17 protein-coding genes and 1 pseudogene are annotated in these 21899 nt (G+C 66.8%); 9 read left to right on the top strand and 9 right to left on the bottom strand.

Going from position 1 to position 21899, the window contains the following annotated elements:
* The first annotated feature begins 35 nt into the window (after positions 1 to 35).
* From A3ES_RS0125725 to A3ES_RS0125715, 3 genes are all read left to right on the top strand, one after another.
* Positions 36 to 596: a pyridoxamine 5'-phosphate oxidase family protein gene (locus A3ES_RS0125725; RefSeq protein ID WP_020389720.1), complete on the top strand. Its 561-nt coding sequence runs from the start codon at positions 36 to 38 to the stop codon at positions 594 to 596.
* 217 nt (positions 597 to 813) lie between these two features.
* Positions 814 to 2025 carry a sensor histidine kinase gene (locus A3ES_RS0125720; RefSeq protein ID WP_020389719.1) on the top strand — a complete coding sequence of 404 codons (1212 nt, stop codon included), beginning with the start codon at positions 814 to 816 and terminating at the stop codon, positions 2023 to 2025.
* Positions 2026 to 2029: 4 nt separating this feature from the next.
* The gene (locus tag A3ES_RS0125715; protein ID WP_020389718.1) at positions 2030 to 2713 is read left to right on the top strand and encodes a response regulator transcription factor; all 684 of its coding nucleotides are present in this window, start codon (positions 2030 to 2032) and stop codon (positions 2711 to 2713) included.
* An 18-nt stretch (positions 2714 to 2731) separates the two neighbouring features.
* Here the strand turns inward: A3ES_RS0125715 and A3ES_RS0125710 are convergent, their stop codons facing one another.
* The gene (locus tag A3ES_RS0125710) at positions 2732 to 3577 is read right to left on the bottom strand and encodes an SDR family oxidoreductase (protein ID WP_020389717.1); all 846 of its coding nucleotides are present in this window, start codon (positions 3575 to 3577) and stop codon (positions 2732 to 2734) included.
* Positions 3578 to 3686: 109 nt separating this feature from the next.
* Here A3ES_RS0125710 and A3ES_RS0125705 point away from each other — a divergent pair, with 109 nt between their 5' ends.
* Positions 3687 to 4388, top strand: coding sequence for a GntR family transcriptional regulator (locus tag A3ES_RS0125705; protein ID WP_020389716.1), 702 nt, complete (start codon positions 3687 to 3689; stop codon positions 4386 to 4388).
* Positions 4381 to 4860 (top strand): annotated as a pseudogene (locus A3ES_RS48425) (NAD(P)/FAD-dependent oxidoreductase); the annotation flags it as partial. The gene A3ES_RS0125705 and the pseudogene A3ES_RS48425, both read left to right, overlap by 8 nt.
* A 96-nt stretch (positions 4861 to 4956) precedes the next feature.
* On the opposite strand, the gene A3ES_RS51550 reads toward A3ES_RS48425, so the two are convergent.
* Positions 4957 to 5841: a helix-turn-helix domain-containing protein gene (locus A3ES_RS51550; RefSeq protein WP_237745053.1), complete on the bottom strand. Its 885-nt coding sequence runs from the start codon at positions 5839 to 5841 to the stop codon at positions 4957 to 4959.
* Between the two features lie 142 nt (positions 5842 to 5983).
* Between A3ES_RS51550 and A3ES_RS54290 the strand changes: the two genes are divergently transcribed.
* The 3 genes from A3ES_RS54290 to A3ES_RS48415 are packed head-to-tail and all read left to right on the top strand — an operon-like array spanning position 5984 to position 8603.
* A complete protein-coding gene (locus A3ES_RS54290; protein ID WP_020389713.1) occupies positions 5984 to 6175 on the top strand; it encodes a ferredoxin in 192 nt (63 codons plus the stop codon).
* Complete coding sequence (locus tag A3ES_RS0125685) at positions 6172 to 7395, top strand: NAD(P)/FAD-dependent oxidoreductase (RefSeq protein WP_020389712.1); 1224 nt, start codon at positions 6172 to 6174, stop codon at positions 7393 to 7395. The genes A3ES_RS54290 and A3ES_RS0125685 overlap by 4 nt, the downstream gene beginning before the upstream one ends.
* Before the next feature lie 2 nt (positions 7396 to 7397).
* Positions 7398 to 8603, top strand: coding sequence for a cytochrome P450 (locus A3ES_RS48415; RefSeq protein ID WP_051084808.1), 1206 nt, complete (start codon positions 7398 to 7400; stop codon positions 8601 to 8603).
* 21 nt (positions 8604 to 8624) lie between these two features.
* Here A3ES_RS48415 and A3ES_RS0125675 read toward each other — a convergent pair whose 3' ends face one another.
* From A3ES_RS0125675 to A3ES_RS51545, 4 genes are all read right to left on the bottom strand, one after another.
* Positions 8625 to 9452, bottom strand: a complete 828-nt coding sequence (locus A3ES_RS0125675) for a carbohydrate ABC transporter permease (protein WP_026163188.1) — start codon at positions 9450 to 9452, stop codon at positions 8625 to 8627.
* Positions 9449 to 10318 carry a carbohydrate ABC transporter permease gene (locus tag A3ES_RS0125670; RefSeq protein WP_020389709.1) on the bottom strand — a complete coding sequence of 290 codons (870 nt, stop codon included), beginning with the start codon at positions 10316 to 10318 and terminating at the stop codon, positions 9449 to 9451. Before A3ES_RS0125670 ends, A3ES_RS0125675 begins: the two co-directional genes overlap by 4 nt.
* Positions 10315 to 11637: an ABC transporter substrate-binding protein gene (locus A3ES_RS0125665; protein ID WP_020389708.1), complete on the bottom strand. Its 1323-nt coding sequence runs from the start codon at positions 11635 to 11637 to the stop codon at positions 10315 to 10317. The genes A3ES_RS0125670 and A3ES_RS0125665 overlap by 4 nt, the downstream gene beginning before the upstream one ends.
* Positions 11638 to 11904: 267 nt before the next feature.
* Positions 11905 to 14322 carry a DnaJ-like protein C-terminal domain-containing protein gene (locus tag A3ES_RS51545; protein ID WP_020389707.1) on the bottom strand — a complete coding sequence of 806 codons (2418 nt, stop codon included), beginning with the start codon at positions 14320 to 14322 and terminating at the stop codon, positions 11905 to 11907.
* A gap of 244 nt (positions 14323 to 14566) precedes the next feature.
* Between A3ES_RS51545 and A3ES_RS0125655 the strand changes: the two genes are divergently transcribed.
* The gene (locus A3ES_RS0125655) at positions 14567 to 17563 is read left to right on the top strand and encodes an MGH1-like glycoside hydrolase domain-containing protein (RefSeq protein ID WP_169501804.1); all 2997 of its coding nucleotides are present in this window, start codon (positions 14567 to 14569) and stop codon (positions 17561 to 17563) included.
* Here A3ES_RS0125655 and A3ES_RS0125650 read toward each other — a convergent pair.
* Genes A3ES_RS0125650 through A3ES_RS48405 form a run of 3 tightly spaced genes read right to left on the bottom strand, consistent with a single transcriptional unit; the run spans position 17549 to position 21887 of the window.
* The gene (locus tag A3ES_RS0125650; RefSeq protein WP_020389705.1) at positions 17549 to 20110 is read right to left on the bottom strand and encodes an alpha-L-rhamnosidase; all 2562 of its coding nucleotides are present in this window, start codon (positions 20108 to 20110) and stop codon (positions 17549 to 17551) included. The genes A3ES_RS0125655 and A3ES_RS0125650 overlap by 15 nt on opposite strands.
* On the bottom strand, positions 20107 to 20934 hold the full coding sequence (locus A3ES_RS0125645) for a carbohydrate ABC transporter permease (protein WP_020389704.1): 828 nt from the start codon (positions 20932 to 20934) through the stop codon (positions 20107 to 20109). Before A3ES_RS0125645 ends, A3ES_RS0125650 begins: the two co-directional genes overlap by 4 nt.
* Positions 20934 to 21887 carry a carbohydrate ABC transporter permease gene (locus tag A3ES_RS48405; protein ID WP_157630752.1) on the bottom strand — a complete coding sequence of 318 codons (954 nt, stop codon included), beginning with the start codon at positions 21885 to 21887 and terminating at the stop codon, positions 20934 to 20936. The genes A3ES_RS0125645 and A3ES_RS48405 overlap by 1 nt, the downstream gene beginning before the upstream one ends.
* Between the last annotated feature and the right edge of the window lie 12 nt (positions 21888 to 21899).

Here is a 21899-nt window from a genome sequence, read left to right as displayed (position 1 = left end):
GCGGCAACTATCGATCATCACCAGAAGGAGCAATCATGGCTAAGTCTGAACCGACGATCCCCGAGATCGAATCGGAAATCGTCGAGTTGTTGCGGACCGAAGAGCTTTCAAGTCTGGCCACGATCGACTCCGAAGGCCGGCCATCGGCGGCGAGAATGCATCTCGCCGGGGACGGCGTCGTCGTATATATGCACACCTTCAAGAACACCCGCAAGTGTGATCACATACAGCATAACCCGAACGTCAGCTACGAGATCGCATACCTTCCCCCAGACGGGTTTTATGGTCGCTTTACGACCCGGTCTCTACAAGTCCAGGGGCTGGCGACCATGGTCACCGACCTCGAAGAGATCCGCCATGCTTCGAAGATCAGTTTGGAGCAGTTTCCGTGGGCGTCCGACACATCGCTCTTCGACAACATCAAAACGCCCGACCGGGGAATGCAGATCTTTTATCGCATCGACCCGGTGCAAGGACTGTGGGCTGACGCTCGTATTGGGCTGACGTATCGAGCTCTGCTCGAATTCAGCAAGGACGGAAAGTCGATCGCGAACGTGAGCCCGTACAAGTCCGCGAGGGCGCATGGTTCCAGCTGATTGCTGCCGTGGCGAAGATCCGAAACTTCCGTGGCCCGTACTCGTCGCGCCCTGGGCGCTCCGCGGTTGAGTGCTAGGCTGGCAAAGCTCTGGCCCCTTCGTGGAGGAGTTGTTGCGGCAGAATCGGATTCGCCGCGTCTGGTGGTACAGGACCGCTCTTCGAGCATCATGTTTGCCTCCAGACCACCTGCACAAGAGACGTGACGAGGAAGAGCACATGGTCGGTTCGGAACTGTACGCCGAACGGCGTCCCTGGCTGACCGATGCCGTCATCGTGCTTGCGTTGCTCGGCGGAGCGATCCTGGGGGCGAACCTGGCGAGCCCCAATGGAGAGAGGCCGGCGGACGGCTGGATCGCCGAGGCGCTGGCTGTGGTTGCCTGCCTTGCGCTGTTCCAGGCGCGGCGCTACCCACGAACGATCGTCATCGTGACCACTGTCTGTGTGGTCAGTATCGGCGCTATCGGCTATGTCCTGTCCCCCCTGCTGCTTGCCCCGCTGATGGTTGCCCTGTATTGGCTTGCTGCCAAGACAACGACCACAACAGCTTGGACTTACGGCGGCATCGCGACGGTATTGGTGGTAGCGATAGCGGTGGGGTTGAAGATCGACCAAGCCGCCCTGCTGCGGACAGCCGGCCCGGCACTGTGGTTGCTGCTTCCGTTGGTCCTGGGCAGCAGGTCTCAGCTGCATCGCGCTTACCTCGATGCGGTCCATGCCCGTGCCGAGTACGCCGAACGCACCCGCGAAGAAGAGGCACGGCTCAGAGTCGCGGAGGAGCGGATGCGGATCGCGCGTGATCTCCACGACGTGGTGGCCCACCACATGGCAGTCGCGAATGCCCAGGCGGGTACTGCTGCCCACCTGCTCGGTACAGATTCGGAGGTATCCAAGAAGCTCCTGGCCGACCTCCAAGTCACCACCTCGACCGTCATGCTCGAACTGCGCGCGACTCTCGGGGTACTGCGCAGCGTCAGCGACACCGACGCGGACACGCTCGAGCCGGCGCCGGGCTTGGCTCAACTCCCCAACCTCTTGGAGGCCTGCAATTCCGCAGGGCTAAAAGTCGACTTCGAAGTCGAAGGCGAGCCACAAGAAGTCCCGCCTGGCGTCGACCTCACCGCATATCGCATCATCCAGGAGGCGCTCACCAACGCCACCAAGTACTCGGCAGCGCCCGCGGCATCTCTGCGACTCACCTACGGCAGCTCCCGACTCACCATCCGGGTCACCAACGAGACCAGCGACGCCCACGCGGGGCCGGCGGACAGCGGCGGCTACGGCATCCTCGGGATGCGAGAGCGTGCCCAAGCTGTCGGCGGCCACCTGGAGGTCAACGGCAACGAGACCGGCTTCGAGGTCCTGACAACACTTCCGCTGCAGCCTCAAGCGCCCGAACTCCCACGCACCGCACCCGAATCAGGCAGGTGACGCTATGACCATCCGTGTCCTCCTTGCCGACGACCAGGCTCTGCTGCGAGGAACCTTCCGGATGCTCATCGATTCCTGCGATGACCTCGAGGTTGTCGCCGAAGCCGAAGACGGCGCCCAAGCCATCGCCCTCGCCCGGGTCCACCGGCCCGACGTCGTCGTGATGGATGTGCGGATGCCGGGTACCGACGGCCTGACCGCCACTGAGGCCATCTGTGCCGACAGCACCCTGGCGAACACGCGCGTGCTGATCCTTACGACATTCGAGAACGACGAACACGTTGCCCGTGCCCTACGCGCGGGCGCCAGCGGGTTCCTCGGCAAGTACGTCACCACTGACGCCTTGCTGGCGGGCATCCGAACTGTTGCAGAAGGTGAAAGTCTGCTGTCCCCGGGCGCGACCAAGGCTCTGATCGGGCAGTTCGTCGCCACCTCGCCGCCAAGTCAGTCCGCGCCGATACCTGCCACTCCCGGACTTCGGGATCTGACCAATCGCGAGGTCGAGGTCATGAAGCTGGCTGCTGACGGATTGGCCAATGACGAAATTGCGGCCGAACTCCACCTGAGCGTTCTCACCGTCCGTACCCACGTGCAACGTGCGATGGCCAAACTGGGCGCGCGCGACCGGGCGCAACTCGTTGTCGTTGCCTACAAGAACGGCTTGATGTCGTCGGACCCCCGCAGCTAGCCAGAGACGCGGCCCCGGTCAGTTCAGAGCAGCGCGGAACACCTCGATCGCGGGGGTCGCCGGGCGGCCGATGAGCTCGTGCAGCTCGCCGCTGTCGACGGACAGGATGCCCTTCGCGATGCCCGCGTCAGCGTCAGCGAGTACCTGCGCGAAGCCTGCCGGTACTCCGGCTCTCTCCAACGCGGCCGTGAACTCCGCGGGCGGCAGATCCTGGTAGCGAACTTGCTTGCCTGAGGCCCTTGAAATGGCGTCGGCCAGTTCGGCATACGTGATGGCATCGCCTCCGAGTTCGTACACCCGCCCGGCGTGTCCGTCCGTTGCGAGCACGGTCGCCGCCGCCTCGGCGAAGTCGGCGCGGGCGGCGCCCGAGACTCGACCCTCGCCGGCGGCGCCATACAGGACACCGGTCTCCACGGCGTGCGCCAAGCCGCCCGTGTAGTTCTCCCAGTACCAGCTGTTGCGCAGAATGGTCCGCGGCACCGTCGCGCCGGCGAGTACGGCCTCGGTGGCCTTGTGGTCCTGCGCCAGAATCATTTCGTTGCGGTCGGCCTTCGGAATGCTTGTGTAGACGAGGAGTTCCACCCCCGCGTGTTCGGCGGCGCGAACCACATTGGTGTGCTGTCCGACCCGGCCACCAGTTTCGGTGCCGGAAACGAGCAGCACGCGGTCGACACCGGCCAGGGCGACGTCCAGCGATTCGGGATCGTCATACGTTGCCTGCCGGACGTCGACGCCCCGCTCGGTCAAGTCAGCGGCCTTGGCTCGATTCCGCACAACCGCTACGACGGGCACCTGTTTGCGCAGCAGCGCCTCGACGACCAGGCGGCCGAGCTGTCCGGTGGCTCCGGTTACCGCGACGGTCATGACTTCCTCCAAGGCTACGAGGGCTCCGCATATGCGGTGCTCTCGCCTCTATTATCGGGCCAAGTTTCGAAAGTTCAAGGGACTTTCGTATTAATGCTAGGATCAGCTCATGACCAAGAGCGGAGGGTCAACCCGGACGACGCTCGTCTACCAGGCGCTACGCGACGACATACTCGGTGGTCGGCTGATTCCGGGCGAGCGGTTGAAGTTTCCGGAGTTGGCCGAGCGTTACGGGGTCAGCGTCGGGGCTGCCCGGGAGGCGCTGACCAAGCTGACCGCCGAAGGCCTGGTGACCGCAAAGGCTCATCGGGGCTACACCGTGCGATCGCTGTCACATCGAGACCTGGCCGAACTGACCCAGGCGCGAGTAGAGATCGAATCGCTGGTGCTGTGGTTGTCGGTAGTGGAAGGTGACATGCGCTGGGAAGCGGATGCTGTTGCCGCGCACCACGTTCTCGAGCGCGCCAGATTTCGCGACACCGACGAGCCGAACCATCCAACCGACGAATGGTCGATGGCGCACGTGGCCTTCCATCACGCCCTGCTGGCTGGCTGCCGCAATGGCCGACTACTCAGCATGGCACTCGCCTTACGGCAGGAGGCCGAACTGTACCTGCACTGGTCGGTGTCGTTAGGCGATGAGCCTCATCGAGACATTGCCGGTGAGCATCTCGCGCTGCTGGAGGCCGCGCTGTCGCACGATGCCGACCGTGCCAAGGACCTCTTGCGCGACCACATCGCGCACACCGCGCAACTGCTGATCAGTTGCGCGCCTGACGAACCAAATCTGGCGGTGACCGACGGTGAGTGACAAGACTGCGTCGAGCCGGCGCACGAACTCCTCGGAGGTTCCTTCTGATAGGCCGGTTCGCGATCTGATCATCATCGGCTCCGGACCTGCCGGCTACACGGCGGCCATCTACGCTGCGCGGGCGGAGTTGCAACCTCTGCTGTTCGAAGGAACCGACTTCGGTGGGGCACTCATGACTACCACCGAGGTCGAGAACTTTCCCGGTTTCCGCGAGGGCGTCATGGGTCCAGAGGAGGCAACCTTCCTGACCAAGTTCGCCTCCAGCGTCACGGTCATCCACCGCCGCGAGCAGTTTCGGGCCTCCCGCATCATGCTGGATCGCGCCGAGAAGAACGGCAAGATCCGCTTCGTCCTGAACTCGGAGGTCGTCGCGGTGCGCGGCAATGAGCGTGTTACCAGCCTGACGCTTCGCGACCGGCGCAGCGGCAAGGACTCTGAGCTGAGCGCCACGGGCTTGTTCGTTGCCATCGGCCTCGAACTGACGGGTTGAGGACGTCACGGTTGAGACCCGAGGTCAGTGGGGTCAAGTCAGGACAGCCGCTGCGGAGCCACACTCACAGCATCAGTGTCAGGGGCGGATGCGGACGGAGGTGTAGCGGCTTGGGGGGATGCCGAAGGTGGCGGCGAAGACTCGGGAGAAGTAGAGGGCGTCGGGGTAGCCGACGGCGCGTGCTACTTCACCGACGCGGAGGCCGGTTGTGGACAGCAGGACCGAGGCGCGCTCCATCCGGAGGTCCTTCGACCACGACACGATCGACGATCCGGTCCACCGTACGAAGAGCCGCTCGGCGGTCGACGCGCTGCAGTCGCCGGCTCGTGCGACCTCGGCCACGGTGAACCGGCGACTCAGGTTCTGTTCCACGAACATACGCATCTGCTCGAAGGCGAGGGGCGGCTGCGGACCGCTGTCCGATGCTGCCGTGGATGCCCGGGTCAATTCCTCCAGCAGTAGCCTGCCCATCGCCCGCAGGGACAGGTCCGAGGTGAGGCCGCGATCGAAGCGATCGATCGCGTAGCCGCCGAGAGTGACGAGTTGCCGTGCGTCCGCGTGGGCCAGCGGAATCTCGATCACCTCACCACGCTCGCCTTGCCGGTACTCGGCGTCGAGCAGCGGATCACCATGTTGCCAGGGCACATGCGGTTCGACCTCCACCCGCGCGTCGTGCCAGGGAACCACGTGCACGGTACCGACCCGGAACGGATCACGCGCATCGGCTTCCCACCGCACGTCGTGCCGCCAGGGCAGGCACACGACGGACGCCTTGGTCAGATCCAGCGTGAGTGGCCCGGTGCGAACCGTCCCCCGTCCGGACATCACCCAGACGATGCAGATGCTCCCGACGAGGTCGTTCCGCAGTCGCTCACCGGCCCGGAACGCGTAGGGGTTGGCGCCGATCAGCGCGGGGCCACCGCGACGACCTGCGGCGTCGTCCGGAGCTGACTCGGCGAGCATTTCGTCCACGGCCCGAGGGTAACCCTCCGCTGACCGGATACTCCATATTTTGATCACGGGGCCGCTGTCGTCCGACGGTTCCGCGCACCTAGCGTGGACGCCCGATGACGGATCTCTGCAGCTGCGAACCGAAGGACCCCGGATGAAGATCGAGGTGACGCGATCGACGTGCGTCGGCGCCGGCCAGTGCGTGCTGGTCGCGGACGATCTCTTCGACCAGGACGACGACGGACTGGTGGTGCTGATCGAGGAGGATCCCGGCGAGGACCGCGTCGAATCGGCCCGGCTGGCGGCGTCCCTCTGTCCGGCCCGCGCGATCCAGGTGCGGGAGTGATCGAGCGAATCGTGGTGGTCGGAGCCTCTACAGCAGGCCTCGCGACCGTGGAGTCCTTGCGCGAAGCGGGCTTCCGCGGCGAGGTCGTCCTGCTCGGAGCCGAGCACCGGGATCCCTACCGGCGACCGGCGCTGTCCAAGCAGATCCTGCTCGGCACCTGGGAGCCGGACCAGGCACGGCTTGTCGAGGCGTCGACACTGCGGGCTTTGGAGGTCGACTTTCGCCCCGGCCATCGAGCGGTGCGGATCGACCGTCGATCCCGGACCGTCCAGACCGATCACCATGCCATCGAGACCGGCATCATCGGGTACGACGCCGTGGTCATCGCGACAGGTGCCTCGGCCCGGCGGCCGTCGTGGGCGTCGTACAGTGCTGAAGCCAATCGCCCGGCACCGGCCATCCACCTACTCCGCACTCTCGATGACGCCCTCCGGATCGCTGGTCAGCTGGTTCGGGGCAGGCGGGTGACCGTGCTCGGCACGGGTATCCTGGGCTCCGAAATCGCAGCTGCCGCGAGCGCTCGTGGTGCGCGGGTGAGCCTGGTCGGACGCGGTGCCGGCCTGAGCCTGGGCGCCGTGGGGCTTCGCTTCTCCGACCGGCTCCGGGCTCTCCATGCTGCGCACGGCGTGGAGGTGCGCACCGGCGCTGAGGTCGAGGCGGTGCGACCATCCGACGGTCCCGGGTACGACGTTCTGTTTGCCGACGGGACCAGGTCGGGCTCCGACGTCGTCATCGCCGCGGTGGGCGCGGAGCCGGCCGTCGCGTGGTTGGCAGGCTCCGGGCTGCTCACGGATGGCAGCCTGCTCGCGGACAGCCACGGACGTGTCGCCGATCGCGTGTTCGCCGTCGGTGACGCGACGAGCTGGCTCGATCCGGCGACCGGCACGCACCGTCCCTGTGGACACCAGTTGACGGCGATGGAGCAAGGACGGTCGGTCGGTCGACTGCTCGCCGCGGGACACCTTTCGCCGTACCCGATCCCGTTCTTCTGGGCGGAAATCCATGGCGCGCGGATCCAGGCGTCGGGACGTCTCGACATCGCCGACTCCGTCGAGCTCCTCGCCGGTGATCACGACAGCGACCAAGCCCTGTTCGAGTTCCGAACGGGCGACCGTACCTGCGGTCTGGTCGCTTGGAACATGCCGAAGCCCTTCCGAACTCACCGGGCCGCCTTGCTCGCCGAGCGATCGCCGCCGACCCCCCTGCTTGAAACGAGTTGATGATGACTGACCCGTCCAGCCCCGCAGACCAGCTTCGATGCCCGGTCACCGGGTACACACTTCCGTCCGACGGCACCCCGCTACAGCCATCGCCCTTTTTTGCCGAACGCAGACAGGAAGGCAAGGTCCACCCGCTGAGGTACGCGGACGGTCATGTCGGCAAGCTCGTCACCGACCACGCTCTCGCGCGCGCCGTACTGTCCGATCAGCGCTTCAGCCAGCTGCCACGGCGGTTCCCGTTGGGCCCGGCCGATCCGGCGCCGCCGCCCGTCACGGCCGCTGACCTGCGTGCGCTGGCGAGTGGCGATCTGCTGGTTCTCGATGGTGCGAAGCACGACCGGATCCGGAAGACGATCAGGAGCCGGTTCACGGTCAAGGCGGCCCGCGGCCACCGCGAGACGATCCGCGCCATCGCCGCCGAGCAGGTGGACATCCTGCTCGCTCAGCCGAAACCGGCCGACCTCACCGAGCATGTCGCCGAGCCGATCTCGGCGCGCGTGCATGCCCATGTCCTCGGCATTCCGGCGGAACGGGTCCAGGACTACATCCAGCACTACGTCCACGGCAGCTCGGCGCAGGCGACCGTCGACTTCGTGCGCGAGATCGTCGGGTACCGCCGTACTGAGCCAGGGGACGACGTGATCAGCGACCTGGTCGATTCGGGGCTGACCGACGACGAGGTCGTCGGGCTCGCCGCGGTGCTGATGTCGTCGGGGCGGGACTCGGTCGCCTACACCATCGCCACCACCGCGGTGGCGCTGCTGACCCATCCCGATCAGCGGCAGTGGCTGACCGACCACCCGTCCATCGCCCCGGCGGTGATCGAGGAGTTCCTGCGCTACTCGACGATGTTCGTGGCCCTCTTTCCCCGGACCGCGATCGAGGACCTCGAGATCGACGGCGAGCGCTTCCAGGCCGGCGAGACCGTCTCGGTGTCTCCCGTGTCGGCCAACCGAGACGCGGACCGCTTTCCCGAACCGGAGCGTTTCGATCTCGGGCGGGATGCCTTCGGCCACCTGTCCTTCGGGTTCGGACCGCACGGATGTGCCGGTCAGCAGCTCGCGCGGGTGGAAATCACCGAGGCGATCGGCGCGGTGTTCAGCCGGGTGCCTTCCCTGGCCCTCGTCGGCGCGGAGCAACTCCGGTCGCTTCCGTTTGCCCACGTGGTCCCTACCTACCGGGCAGGAGCGGTGACCGTCACCTGGTGACGGTGACGACCACCGCACTGGCTAACCCTTCACCGCGCCGTTGACCATGCCCTCGACGATCTGGCGGTTGAAGAACAAGTAGAGCACCAGCGGCGGAACGGTGATCAGCAGGATGTCGGCGAACAGCAGGTTCCACTGGCTGAGGGTCTGGCTCTGGAAGTTGAACAAGGTGGCTTGCACGGTGGCGTTCTCGTCACCGGGCAGGAAGTAGAGCGGGCCCGTGAAGTCGTTGAAGACGGCAACTGATTGCACCACCACCATGGTGACCACGACGGGCCTCAGCAGCGGCAGGATGACTCCGAAGAACACCCGCAGCGGGCCGGCGCCGTCCAGGGCGGCTGCCTCGTCCAGTTCTCGCGGGATGGTCGCCACGAAGGCGGAGCAGAGCAGAACGCAGAACGGCAGGCCGCCGGTGACCTCGATCAGGATCATCCCGAGCATCTGCTTGTAGAGGCCGAGCGCCTGCAGGACCCAGATGGTCGGCACCACCGCGGACGGGACGATCAACGCGGCCAGCACCAGCATCCTGGCCGCGTTCGTGAAAAGGCCGGTACGGCGCTGGACGACGTACCCCATCATCGCGGCCAGGACGACCATCACCACGACGCTCGACACCGTCAAGGTGGTGCTGTTGATGAAGGCACGCACGATGACGAAGTCGCGGACCTTGAACACTTCCGCGATGTTCTGCAGCAGGACGAAGTCGCCCGGCCAGCTGAACTCGAACCGCGACGCCTCGGCCGAGGTCTTCGACGCGGTCAGCACGATGAAGGCGAAGGGGACCAGGAACACGATCGTGGAGACGGCGAGCGCCACCAGTCCGCGGACGATGTGGCTGTGTGACCTCATTGCGCGACCTCCCGGCGCCGGAACCAGCGATACAGCGGAATCGTGATCGCCGCCACGACGACGAACATCACCACGTTGCCCGCGGTCGACAGGCCGTACAGGCCCGCCTGATATTTCTTGTAGATCACTGAGGCGAGCACGTCGCTGGTGAATCCGGGACCGCCTCCGGTCATCGTCCAGATCAGCTCGAACGAGCGCAGGCCGGAGATCACGTTGAGAATGACGACGGTCATCGTTGCCGGACCGACCAGCGGCAGGGTGATGAACCTGAACAGTTGCCAGTCGGTTCCGCCGTCGATGTGCGCCGACTCGTAATAGTCCCTGGGGATTGCCACCAGGCCCGCCATGAAGATCAGCGTTGAGACCCCCACGCCCTTCCAGATATCGACCATGGCGACCGAGGCCAGCGCGAGATCCGGATTGGTGAGCCAGCCGGGGCCGTCGACACCGACGACCCCGAGGGCGCGGTTGATCAGCCCGTCGAACGGGTCGAACAACACCTTGAACGTGATGCCGACGCCGACCGCGGAGACCAGCACCGGGAAGAAGACGACGGCCCTGAGGTAGCCGCGGGCAATGATCCTGCCGTTCAGCAGGATGGCCAGCGCCAGCCCCGCCACCACCTTGCCGACGCTGGTGATCACCGCGTAGACGAGGGTGTGGACGAAGCTGCCGAACAGCTGTGGATCCTGGAAGAACGTGACGTAGTTCTCCAGGCCGATGAAGGTCGAGTCGAACAGCGTCCACCGGGTCAGGCTGAAGTAGAACGACGTCGCCGTCGGTACGACGAACAGCAGGACCAGGAGGCCGCCGCCCGGCAGCAAGAACCACAGCGGGTACCGCGATCTCGCCGATCTGCTGGTCACCAGCCCGGCAGCCCGAGCTGCTGGGCCTGCTGCTTCACGTTCTGGTCGTAGAGCTTCGCGCCGCTGTCCGCCGTCCGGATCCCCGAGCCGACCTCGACCGCGAGCTGGGGCAGATCCGGACCCTTGATCGGGCTCACGGATTCCAGGGCGGGTCCGGTGTTGCCGGCGGCAACATAGATCTGCAGTTCCTTGATCGCCGCCGGAGCATCCGCCGGCACCTCGCACAGCCGGTTCACGAAAGGCCCGTACGAACCGCTCTGGACGAGCAGATCACAGCCTTTGGCTGTCTGGGTGAAGGCGACGAACTTCTTCGCCGCGTCGAGCTTCGCGCCGGTCGATGTCTTGGGGATGTAGCGGCCAGAGGGCAGGAACAGCGTCAGATGGCTTTCGGTCCCGGTTGCGGTCGGCATCGCGAACATACCGATGTCCTTGAGGTATTGGGGGTGGTTCTGGCGTACGGCGTCGATCACGCCGGCCAGCATCGGGTAGTGCGCCGCCTTGCCGGTGGCAACCGCCTGCACTCCCTTGTCGTACGTCGCGGACGCGAAGTCCTTGTTCAGCAGGCCGTCGTCGTGGAGCTGCCGGAGATGCTGCCAGGCGGCCAGTGCGGGCTGGTCCACGTTGCGCGCCTTGTTCGCGGTGTAGTCGGCTGCCCACTGCGGAGCGGCCGCCGCGATGTTCGCGAAGTCGGCCAGGATCACCAGTTGCGCAGTCCAGGCATCGCCGAACGTCTGCTCGACCGGTGTCGCGATCCCACTCTTCTTGATGAGCATGTTGTTGGCCCGGAACTGGTCCCACGTCTTCGGGATCTTCAGCCCGAGCTTGGCGTAGACCGCCTTGTTGTAGACCACGCCGCCAGGCGTGGTCCCGCCGGTCGGAGCTCCATAGAGTCCCTTCGCCGTGCTGACCGCGGGCAGGTAGGACTTGTCGAGATCCTTGACCCAGCTCTGGTCGGACAGGGACACCAGGTACTGGTCCGGCCGGATCGCCTGCAGGAGTGAGCCCGAGTTGTACGAGAAGACGTCGCTCATCTCGCCGGTGCTCAGCCGGGTCTTCACGACGTTGTCGCCGTCCGAACCGGTCGGCATCGTGTCCAGCTTCACCTTGACCCGCGGATTATCCTTCTCGAACGCCGCGATCAACGCGTTCGAGGCTTTGACGGTGCTGGGTTCGTTGAACACCAGGTAGGTGATCGTCGTGTCGCCGTCGGCCTGGTCGCCGGTGCCCAGGGAACCGACCGAACACGCCGCCGAACACATCACGGCCGCCACGGATCCGATCAGGGCGACCAGGCGCCTCGGAGCGTTGGATGACTTCATCTGCACTTCCTCGTGATCGAACTGCCAGCCGTCCGGCCCCTCCTGATTTCCACCTGGAAGAGGACGATTCGAGGACCGGGCCGAAGTGCCGCGGTTTCCCGGCAGTCTAGGAATCAGCGCAGATGAGAGGGCAGGGACAAGCTCGTCAAAGTATGGAAAATCGGGTCAGCGACGAGGTCCCCACCCCGGCCCCCACAAGCTTGCCATCGGCAACTAGATCGGCGGGATCCCGGTCGGTGTCCACTGCCGTGCCGGTGCCCGATTCGGTCACAGGGCTGGGGTCAGCCCCTCGGAACGCACCATCCAGCGGTCGCCGGCCGGGAATCCGGGGGTGGGGCGGTCTGGTGCGCCGAGCCAGCCCGCGGTCATGAAGGCGATGGCGTAGAGCAGGGCGCCGTTGCTCGGGAAGTAGGGGAACGGTCCGCCGGTGGCGAGGCCGGCGTCGTCGAACTGGAAGCCACCGGACGGGTGGAGCAGGAAGTCCACCGCGTCGTCGGGGCGTCCGAGTCGCGCGGCGCACATCGCCAGCATCGGGAAGTCCCATCCCCAGGTGCGGGAGAACCTCCAGCCGGTGAAGACCCGGTCGGCGGTGCGGCCCATCGTGCGGATGTCGACGCCGTCACCCGGCAGCCAGCCGAACGCGCCGATCAGCGCCGGGTGCTCGTAGTTCTTCTCCGTCCACATGTTCTCGACGCCCTCGTGCAGAACGTAGGAGTCGTCCTGTACCGGCAGTGCCGCGAGCCCGTCGTGGACTCGCTGCCACTGCGGATCACGGGACAGCCCGAGACGTTCGCGCCACTGTTGTGCGACGCGGAGGCCGAAACGCCAGTAGGAGAGCTCGAAGGTGGGGTTCTGAGTGGTCTTGGGATCGGTGTTCTCCGACACGAGGTGCATCGGCGGGCCGAGCACGTAGCGGCTCGTGCTTTCGTCCCAGAACACCCAGGAGGCGAGAAAGTCGGCGGTGTCGGCAACGATGTCGCGCCACTTCCGCAGTGTGGCCTCGGTGGGATGTGCCTGGTAGTCCAGCTCGGCGAGGAAGATCGGGTGCGGCTGCTGCCACATCAGCAGGGCATGGATGACGTGCGGCGCCTCGCTGCCGTCGGCTGTCGTGCACTTCGGCCACCGCGCTCCCCGGAAGCCCTGCTCCTGCGCGCGTTCCCGCGACGAGTCGTGGAAGCGGTCGAAGACGGTCAGGCTGCGCTCTAGGATCGGCCAGCGGTTCCACAGCGCCCAGTGCGCGCCGTGCCACCAGTACATCTCCATGTGAAACTTGCCGTGCCAACTGTTGTTGACGAGCCCGGACTCTTGCGGTGGGAGTGAGCCCGCTTCGTTGGCGCGCAGTAAGTACTGCGAGAGCACGATCCGTCGCTCCAGTTCACGCCAGCGCGGGTCCTTGCTCTCGGACAGATCGATCGCGCCGCCGGACAGCCAGTACTGCCGCCAGCTGCGACGGCTCGCCGCGAACGTCGCGCTGGAGGTCGCTGCCGGCGACATCTGTGCCGAAGGAGTCTGGGCCGCGGGAGCCGGCGCGAACGTGCAGACGAAGTGCAGCCGATCGGTCCCGCCGGCCGCGGCGAGCCGGTAGCGATGCCGACTGGCCGCGGCGCCGATCGAGAGGGTTTCGTTGTCGCGGACAACGATCTCGAAGTCTCGCCCGCCGTAGGTGTAGCCGAGGACCAGGCGCTTGGCCTGGCCCGGGGCCGGGTCGCCGAGGAGGCGGTAGTCGACGAGCGCGGTGAGCGAGTTGTCCACGACCAGCTCGGAGAGCCTTCCGGCGACGTCGGCCCACTGGGTGTCGGTGCCGTACTGCGCGGTGCGGATGACGAGCTCACCGCCGTTCGCGTCCGCGCTCGCGAAGACGCCGCGTCCCTGCCAGGCGACCTCGACGTGGTACTCGGTGGAGTCCATCCGGTGGGTGACGTCGGCACGGTTCCCGTGCGTCGTCGCCGTCGTTTGATGGGCATCCGGCTCGCCGTAGGTCCCCACGTGCTCGGCGAACTCCTGCTGATCGGCGTACGGGAAGTCGAGGAAGACGGCCAGCCGGTCGGCCGCGACGAGTGGCGAGTCGATCTCCACGGCGACGGCGTCCTGGTCGGGGTGGCAGCAGGTGCGGACGTGCACCGGTTCGCCGGCGAGCTCGAAGCGGCTGTCGATGACGCCGGTCCACAGATCGAGTTCCTGGCGGATGCCCGTCAGGTCGCCGGCGACGGCGGTGCGGCCGTCGGGCAGGGTGAGCTCCAGACCGATGCGGCCGAGGTTGATGCGTGCCGGGTTGGCGTAGAGCCAGCGGGACAGTTCAGGTTGGTCCGGGTTCGGGATGGGGTACTCGACCGCGCGGCCGTGGGTGTCCCAGACCTCGCCCTGGAAGTCCGAGGGCTGCTGTCCGGGCGGCAACGGGAAACTGTGCCATCCCCACTCCGACATGGTGTTGAACGGCACGAACGTCTGCAGGCCCGTGACGTCGACCCCGAAGGCGAACCTGCCGTTGCCGACCTGGAGGGGGCTGTGCGTGTTGATCGCGTCGCGCACCACCCGGTGCCGGGCCACCACGGCTTTCCTGTCGATGGGGCGATCCCGCCCGTCGGCCGATGTCTGCGGTGGTGTCTGGGCCGCTGCAGGGTGGGTGGCGACGCCCGTGACGGCGGCGGCAGCAGAACCGGACACGAACGACCTACGCGTGATCATGTCGCCTTCCTAGCAGCGCGATACGTCGGCGGTCGATGGATCCGCGGAGAGTGACCGGAACCGGTCGGACCAGCCGGCGCCGGGGCTCAGATGGTTGACAGTGCTGGGCTCGTCTGTGACTCTACCTGAAAGCTTTCAATTCCCCTCAGTGACTGGCGTTTCCGACGCCCCTCCGACGCGGTCATTGTGGATTTCGACCTGCCACGATCACTCCGCGAACGAACGACTGGAGATCCCCATGGCCATGGGCAACAAACGCTTCCGCCCTAGTCGGCGCCTCTTCCTCCAGGGGGCGGGCAGTGGCCTGCTCCTGGCCGCGAGCGGGATGGCACGCCCCCTCCAGGCCACGGCGACAACGGCCGAGACCTACCAGCTGGAGAATGGATTCATCAGTCTTTCCGGCGCGTACGGGAAGCTCACCCGGTTCGCCTGTGATCCGGCCGGGTCCGGCCAGTACCAACCCACGTCGTTCGGCTCGGTGTTCCTCGGCGCGACCGACTTCTTCGACGCCGGGTTCAACAAGGACGTCTCCTGGACGGCGACCGGGACGTCGCTGAGCCTGGCGGGCATTCAGTTGCCGTCGGCAAAGAGCCTCAAGCAGGCGCAAACCAACTCACCCGTCCCGCTCAACGCCGGTCACACGATCGGCCAGTCGTTCACCGCGTCGATGTACCGGTTCACCCGCGTCGGCGGCCAGTTTCCCACTTGGAGCAGCAACAACGCAGGCCTGCGGATGACGCTCTTCGCGGGGACCCCGGCGACCGGTCTCACCGAGATCGCCACGCGCGAGGTGAACCCGCTGCAGGACAACGGATGGGCCTACCTCGACGTCCCGGATCAGCCCGCCGGGTCCTACTACCTGGAGATCTCCCACACCGCGGGGACCCCCGGCTGGTGGAGCCGGCTCGGCGCGACGACGGTCAACGTGGGCGGCTCGGCGTACCAGGACCGTCAGGTGCAGGCGGATCGCACCATGACGATCGACGTGGCGGGCTTCAACGTCGACGGCATCGCGTCGTGGAAGCTGGACCTGTCCGGCCGGAACCTGGCGATGGCGTACGACATTCAGTGGAAGACCGACCCGCGGGCCGATCCCGGCCTGACGCTGACCACCTCGTGGCGCCGCGACGGGTACTCCGTCGCCGCGGCGGACGGGGTGCTGTTCAACCGCTTCTACGGCGACCAGGGCGTCTACATGCCGTCGGAGCAGCTGAAGCGCCGGGACGCCTGGACGAACCCGGTGTCGGGATCGAAGGCGGTGACGGCCGGAGGCAACGGCCCGTACGACTTGCGGTTCACCGGCAACGAACCGGTCCTCGACGGCACGATGACCGCCCAGTCGATGGTGATGTCGCTCAACTCCGGCACCGCGGACGCGGCGCAGACCATCGCGCGATCGCTCGCGGTGGAGGTCCAGCCGCATTCGGACGCGCTGCCGGCGGTCTTCCCGGTGTTCACGGCCTCCGATCAGCGCAGGGCGTCGCAGCTGTCCTCCTTCTACTGGGAGCGTGCGTTCAGCTTCCGCTTCAGCGGGCACGCGATGGACTGGGCCGACTGGAACGGGCGCATCCTGGACTGGACCGGGACGGCGGGCCGTGGGGCGCAGGCCGACTCCCTGTTGAACACGCAGCTGGAACCCGACGGGTACGTCTGGTCATGGTCGGATCGGGCCGAGTGGCCGTTTCCCGATCCGAAGCTGTTCGACGCCCGGCACTTCAGCTCCAACGCGATGTACATCCTCGGCGCCTGGCGGTACTACTCGTGGACGGGTGACGCCGACTTCCTCGCCACGATGCTGCCGCGAGTCCGTCGGGCGATGAACTTCTACCTCGACTCGCTCGGCGGCAAGAGTGGGATCGTCACGATCGACTCGCCCGACCACAGCGGCCGGGACGGCTATCTGCCCTCCAACTACTGGGACGTCACGTCGTTCGGGTATCAGGACGCTTTCCTCAACGCCTACTTCTACGGCGCGCTCGAGGCGATGGCCCAGCTCGAGGAGCACGTCGGAGGCGCGGCCAGGGCCGACGAGCTGCGGACCGTGCGCAAGCTGACGCGTCATCGCTACAACACCTTGTTCTGGAACGGGACGGCCGGCCGGTACGTGCAGTCCATCGACGCCGACGGTGTCGCTCACGACTACGGCTCGACCTACGTCAATCTCGAGGCGGCGTCGTTCGGCCTCCCGACCCAGGACCAGGCAGCACGGATCTTCGAGTGGCTGGACCACGGCCGGACCGAGCTGCAGGAAGCGGTCGTCCAGATCGAAGAGGGCGGCCTGGCTCCGAAAATCACCGCCGGCCACACGCTGGGGCAGAGCTTCACGGCGGCTGCCGAGTTCGTCAGCGTCGCGGCGCGGTTCGCCACCTACGCCGAGCGCGGTGCCGCGTTCACCATGACGCTCTACCGTGGCCTGCCTGGTGAGGCTCCGGTCAAGATCGCGGAACGGAAGTTCAGCGACTGGTTCGACGGCCGGGTGGCGCACCTCGACCTGCCGAAGCAACCGGCGGGCGTGTACTACCTGGAGGTCTCCCAGGTCACCGGAACGCTCGCCTGGTGGTCGACGGCAAAGAGCGTGCCCGGCGCGAGGGCATACGCCGACGCGTTGCCCGCGACCGACGCGTCGAACAGGTACGTGGTGGCACTCGGCGAGTATTTCGAGGGACCCGCCGACATCTACTCGAAGTGGGTCTTCGCTCCGAGGTCGACGACGCGGCGCAACAGCTACTGGTTCTTCCTGACCCACCTCACGACGCCCTGGGGAGAAGAGGTGCAGGACGGCGGAGCCATCCTCTACACCTCGGGATTCGATGTGATGGCGCGCGCCCGCTACCGATCCGCCGATGACGCGTGGGCCCGGATGACGGCCATCCTCGACCGGTGGAGCGAACCCGACCACATCTGCGGCGGTGGACCGCTGTACCGCGGCGAGGGCACGGTCGACACGCCGGGCGGCGCACACTCGGTCGGAACGGACATCCCGTTCCCCGAGAGCGGACTGGCGCCGGCCAGCTTCCTGTACGCCTTCGTCGGGGTCGAAGCCGAGCCGGAGGCTCTCGTCATCACCCCGAACCTGCCGTCGGCCCTGTCCAACGCCGGCGTCCGCAACCTCCACTGGCGCGGACGGCAACTCGAGGTGCAGGTCACCCGCGACACGGTCACCGTGACCGGCAAGGGCGTCGCGGTCAGGCGCCGGTACAAGTCGGGCAAGACGGTGCGGATCGGTTCAGACGAGCTTTAGCACCGAGCTGAACGTGTGGTTGCCGTGGCCAACTTCCACCGAGGTGGATGACCCCGGCAACCACACGTCGGCGCTCACGCCGTACGGCGTCGTCAGCGACAGCTCGAACCGGTCGCCCTCGCAACGCCACCCGACCGCGATCTCGCCGTACGGCGACAGGTGCCTGGCCGCGGCGCCCGACAGGTCGCCCGTCACGAGCGGACGCACCTCGATCGTGCGGTACCCCGGTGAGGTCGGCGCGAGTCCGGCCACGCGGCGGTGCAGCCAGTCGGCGACCGCGCCGTAGGCATAGTGGTTGAACGAGGTCATCTCGCCCGGATTGATCGATCCGTCCGGCAGCATCGAGTCCCAGCGCTCCCACACCGTCGTCGCTCCCATCGCGACGGCATACAGCCACGACGGGCGGGACTCCTCCAGCAGCATGCGATAGGCGAGTTCCGGCCGGCCGGCTGTCGACAGCGCATCGAGGATGACCGGCGTCCCGACGAACCCAGTACTGACCTGGTAGCCGGCCGCGCGGACGAGCTCCGCGAGCCGATCGCCGGCACCGACCCGCTGGCGCTCGTCGGCGAAGAGGTCGTTCACGATGGCGAGCGCATACACGGTCTGGCAGTCACTGCGCACCAGGCCGTCTTCGCTGACGTACGCCGCGATGAACGCCGCGCGCACGTCCTGCTCCAGCCGCGCGTAGTCCTCGGCATCGTCGTGCCGCCCCAGCAACGTGGCCGACCGCGCGAGGATGCCGGCGGAACGGGCGAAGTACGCGGTCGCGACGACGGCCGGGTCGGCCTGGGCCTTCGCCGCGTCGTCCGGCGGAGCCGTCGGGTCGAGCCAGTCGCCGAACTGTGGTCCGGTGGACCACAGCAGGTCCTCGCCGACGATGCCGCGCACCTTCTCGACCCAGGCCCGCATCGACGGGTACTGCCGCTCGAGGACGCCGGCGTCGCCGTACGCGAGGTGCACCGCGTCGGGAACGATCGTGGCGGCGTCGCTCCAGGCGGCGGCCGCGGGATCGGGTTCCCGCAGGACGTCCGGGATCACGAAGGGAACGCCGCCGTCCGCCTTCTGCTCGGCCGACAGATCGCCGAGCCACTCCGAGAGGAATCCGGCGGTGTCGAACAGGAAGGTCGCGGTGGGGGAGAAGACCTGGATGTCGCCGGTCCACCCGAGCCGCTCGTCGCGCTGTGGGCAGTCCGTCGGCAGCGCGAGGAAGTTGCCCCGCATGCTCCACACCACGTTCTCGTGCAGGCGATCGACGCGATAGTCCGACGACTCGAACCAGCCGGTACGGCGCAGATCGGTACCGAGCACCAGGGCCTCGACGTCGTCGAGCGCCAGGTCCGGGACGCCCTCGATCTCGGCGTACCGGAATCCGTTGAAGGTGAAGGTGGGTTGAAGAATCTCCACCGCGTCGCCGGCCAGCGTGTACGTACAGGTCGCCTTCGCGCTGCGGAGCGGGCGGACGCCGAGCTCGCCGTACTCGAGAACCTCGGCGTGCCGCACGGTGACCTCGGTCCCGGCTTCGCCGTTGACCCGGATCCGGACCCAGCCCACGAGGTTCTGGCCGAAGTCGACGAGAGTCCGGCCCGACCGCGAGGTCAGCAGCCGTACGGCGGGCAGCGTCTCGGTGACCCGCACCGGGGGACCGGACGGGGCGATGAGGCGGGCGAACCCGCCGTCGAGGAGATCGACCGTGTCGACCGGCTTGCCCTCCGGTGAATCGGTGATCCGCAGATCGCGCCGCTGGCCGTCGTAGAAGTCGTCGAACAGGATGCTGCTGTGAACGGCTCCCCAGCTGGAGTCCGTTCCGAGGGTCTGCCGTGTTCCATCGGCGTAGGTGACCTCGAGCTGGGCGAGTACGGCGAGGCGATCGCCGTAGCTCGACCGGTTCCCCGGCCACACGAGCTGACCGCGGTACCAACCGTTGCCCAGCAGCGCCTGGAGGCTGTTGGATCCCTTACGCAGCAGGCCTGTGACGTCGTACGCGCGGTACCGCAAGCGCTTCTCGTACGCCGTCCAGCCCGGCGCGAAGACGTCGTCACCGACCCGCACGCCGTTGATGGAGAACTCCACGATCCCGTGGGCGGTGAGGTAGAGCCTTGCCGAGACCGGCTGCGCTGTGAGGTCGGCTCGGCCGAACAACAGTGGAGCGCCGTCGGCCAGGCCGCCGATGGTCGACGGGCTGATGAGGTCCTGCTGCCACTCCCGGTGGTCGAGCAGGCCGGCCTCGATGGTGAGCGGCTCGCTGACCTCGGTCCAAGCGTCACCGCTACCCACTCGAACACTCACTCGTACGCGCTCACGGGAGCTCAGGGGCGTGAACGGCCACGGTACGAAGAGTTGTTCGCCGGACTCGACGACCACCGACTCCACGCTCGCATCGGCTCGCTCGATCCGGACCTCGTACCGATCCGACCGCCACCCGTCCGGCGCGGACTCGAGGCCCCACGACAGCCGTGGGGCCGCCGAACCGATGCCGAAGGCAACGTCTTGGTACTCGGCGCGCAGTCGTGTGATGACGGCCCTTTCTCCCGACCGATGGCTCACTCGAGACCCGTTCCGACGATGCCCTTGAGGTACCACTTCTGGAACACGATGAAGACGATCAGCACCGGCAGCATGGCGATCACCGCGCCGGCCAGACCGACGGACGGGGAGATCATCGAGTTCTCACCGCCGGCCAGTGGCGCGAGCGCGACGTTGATCACCCGGTTGGCCGGGTTCGGGGCGATGACTTGCGGCCAGATGTACATGTTCCACGCCGTCAGGAAGCTGATCGAGCAGAAGGTGGCGAGCGCGGGCCTGGCCAGCGGAATGCCGATCGCGGTCAGCACCCGCCCCCAGCTCGCCCCGTCGATACGCGCCGCCTCGATCAGACCGACCGGGAGGCCCGCGAAGAACTCCCGGAACATCAGGATCGCGAACGCGCACTGGGCCGCCATCGGGATGATGAGGCCGGCATAGGTGTTGAGCCACCCCAGCTGGTACGTGACGACGAACAGGGGGATCAGCGTGAGGTTGCCTGGGATGAACAGCGGTATGACGAGCGCCGCGACCACCGCCGCCGCCCACTTGAAGGGGATCTTCGCGAGCGCGAAGGCGGCGGGCAGCGAGAGCAGGAGCTGCAGGCCGACGATGCCCAGGCTGAAGATGAAGGTGTTGAGGATGACCCGTGGGGTCAGGTAGTTCCAGGCATCGGCGAAGTTCTGCCAGATCGGTGTCTCGGGCAACAACGGCGGCGGGAAGGCGTTGATCTCCGCGGCGGACTTGAGCGAGCCGGAGACCATGAACAGCAGCGGGGTGGCCATCACCAGGCCGGCCAGTACGATCGCCAGGTAGCGAAGGACGTTGTGGGACAGCGGCGTACGCATCAGCTGCGCTCCTTCCGGAACCGCACGATCCCGCGGACGAGAACCACGATGGCGATCATCAGGACGAGTTGGAACAGCGACAGAGCGCTCGCGTAGCCGATGTCGCGCTGGGAGAAGGCGACCTTGTACGAGTAGAGCGCGATCGACTGGGTGGAGCCGAGCGGGCCACCGTCGGTCATGATCAGCGCGACCTCGAACGAACCGCTGACGAAGCTGACGGCCTGCAGTACGGCGATCAGGACGGTCGTGCCCCAGACGTTCGGCCAGGTCATCGACCAGACCTGGCGCCACTTGCTCGCGCCGTCGAGGGAGGCCGCGGCGTAGACGTCGTCCGGCACCCGCTGGAGCCCGGCGAGGTACAGGATGATGACGAGGGGCAGACCGCCCCAGATCATCATGATGACCAGGGCGGGGCGGGCCCAGGTCAGGTCGGACAGCCAGTTCGGCCCGTTGACGCCGATCCAGGACAGCGCCTGGTTGACCAGCCCGTTCGTGCTGTACAGGTTGACCCAGATCAGCGAGGAGACCGCGGCCGAGGCGATCATCGGCGCGAAGTAGAAGACGCGGATGGCCGCGATCCCCGGCAGCTTCGTGTTGACCAGGACGGCCAGGACGAAGCCGATCAGGATCGTCGGCAGGACGCCCATTCCGACGAACAGGGCGGTGACCCCGAGCGCCTGCCACATCTCGGCGTCACTGAACAACCGGATGATGTTCTCGAGCCCGACCCATCGCGGTGTGCTGAACAGATCCCACTGGAAAAAGGTCAGCACCAGGCCGCCCACGGCCGGGAGGATCACGAAGAGCGCGAAGGCCAGCATTCCCGGGGTGAGAAACGCGGCGGCGGTGAGCGTGTCGATGCGTCTGCCGCGCCGGTAGCCGTGACTTCGGTCCGGGGGTCGTTTCTCCTCGTCCTGCCGAGGCGATGGGGTATCCAGGGTTGAGGTCGGCACTACGATCTCCGA

Source organism: Kribbella catacumbae DSM 19601 (assembly GCF_000372465.1).
Classification (GTDB): Bacteria; Actinomycetota; Actinomycetes; order Propionibacteriales; family Kribbellaceae; genus Kribbella; species Kribbella catacumbae.
Note: the sequence above shows the minus strand (reverse complement) of the source record. Positions and strands in the feature narration are given on the sequence as shown.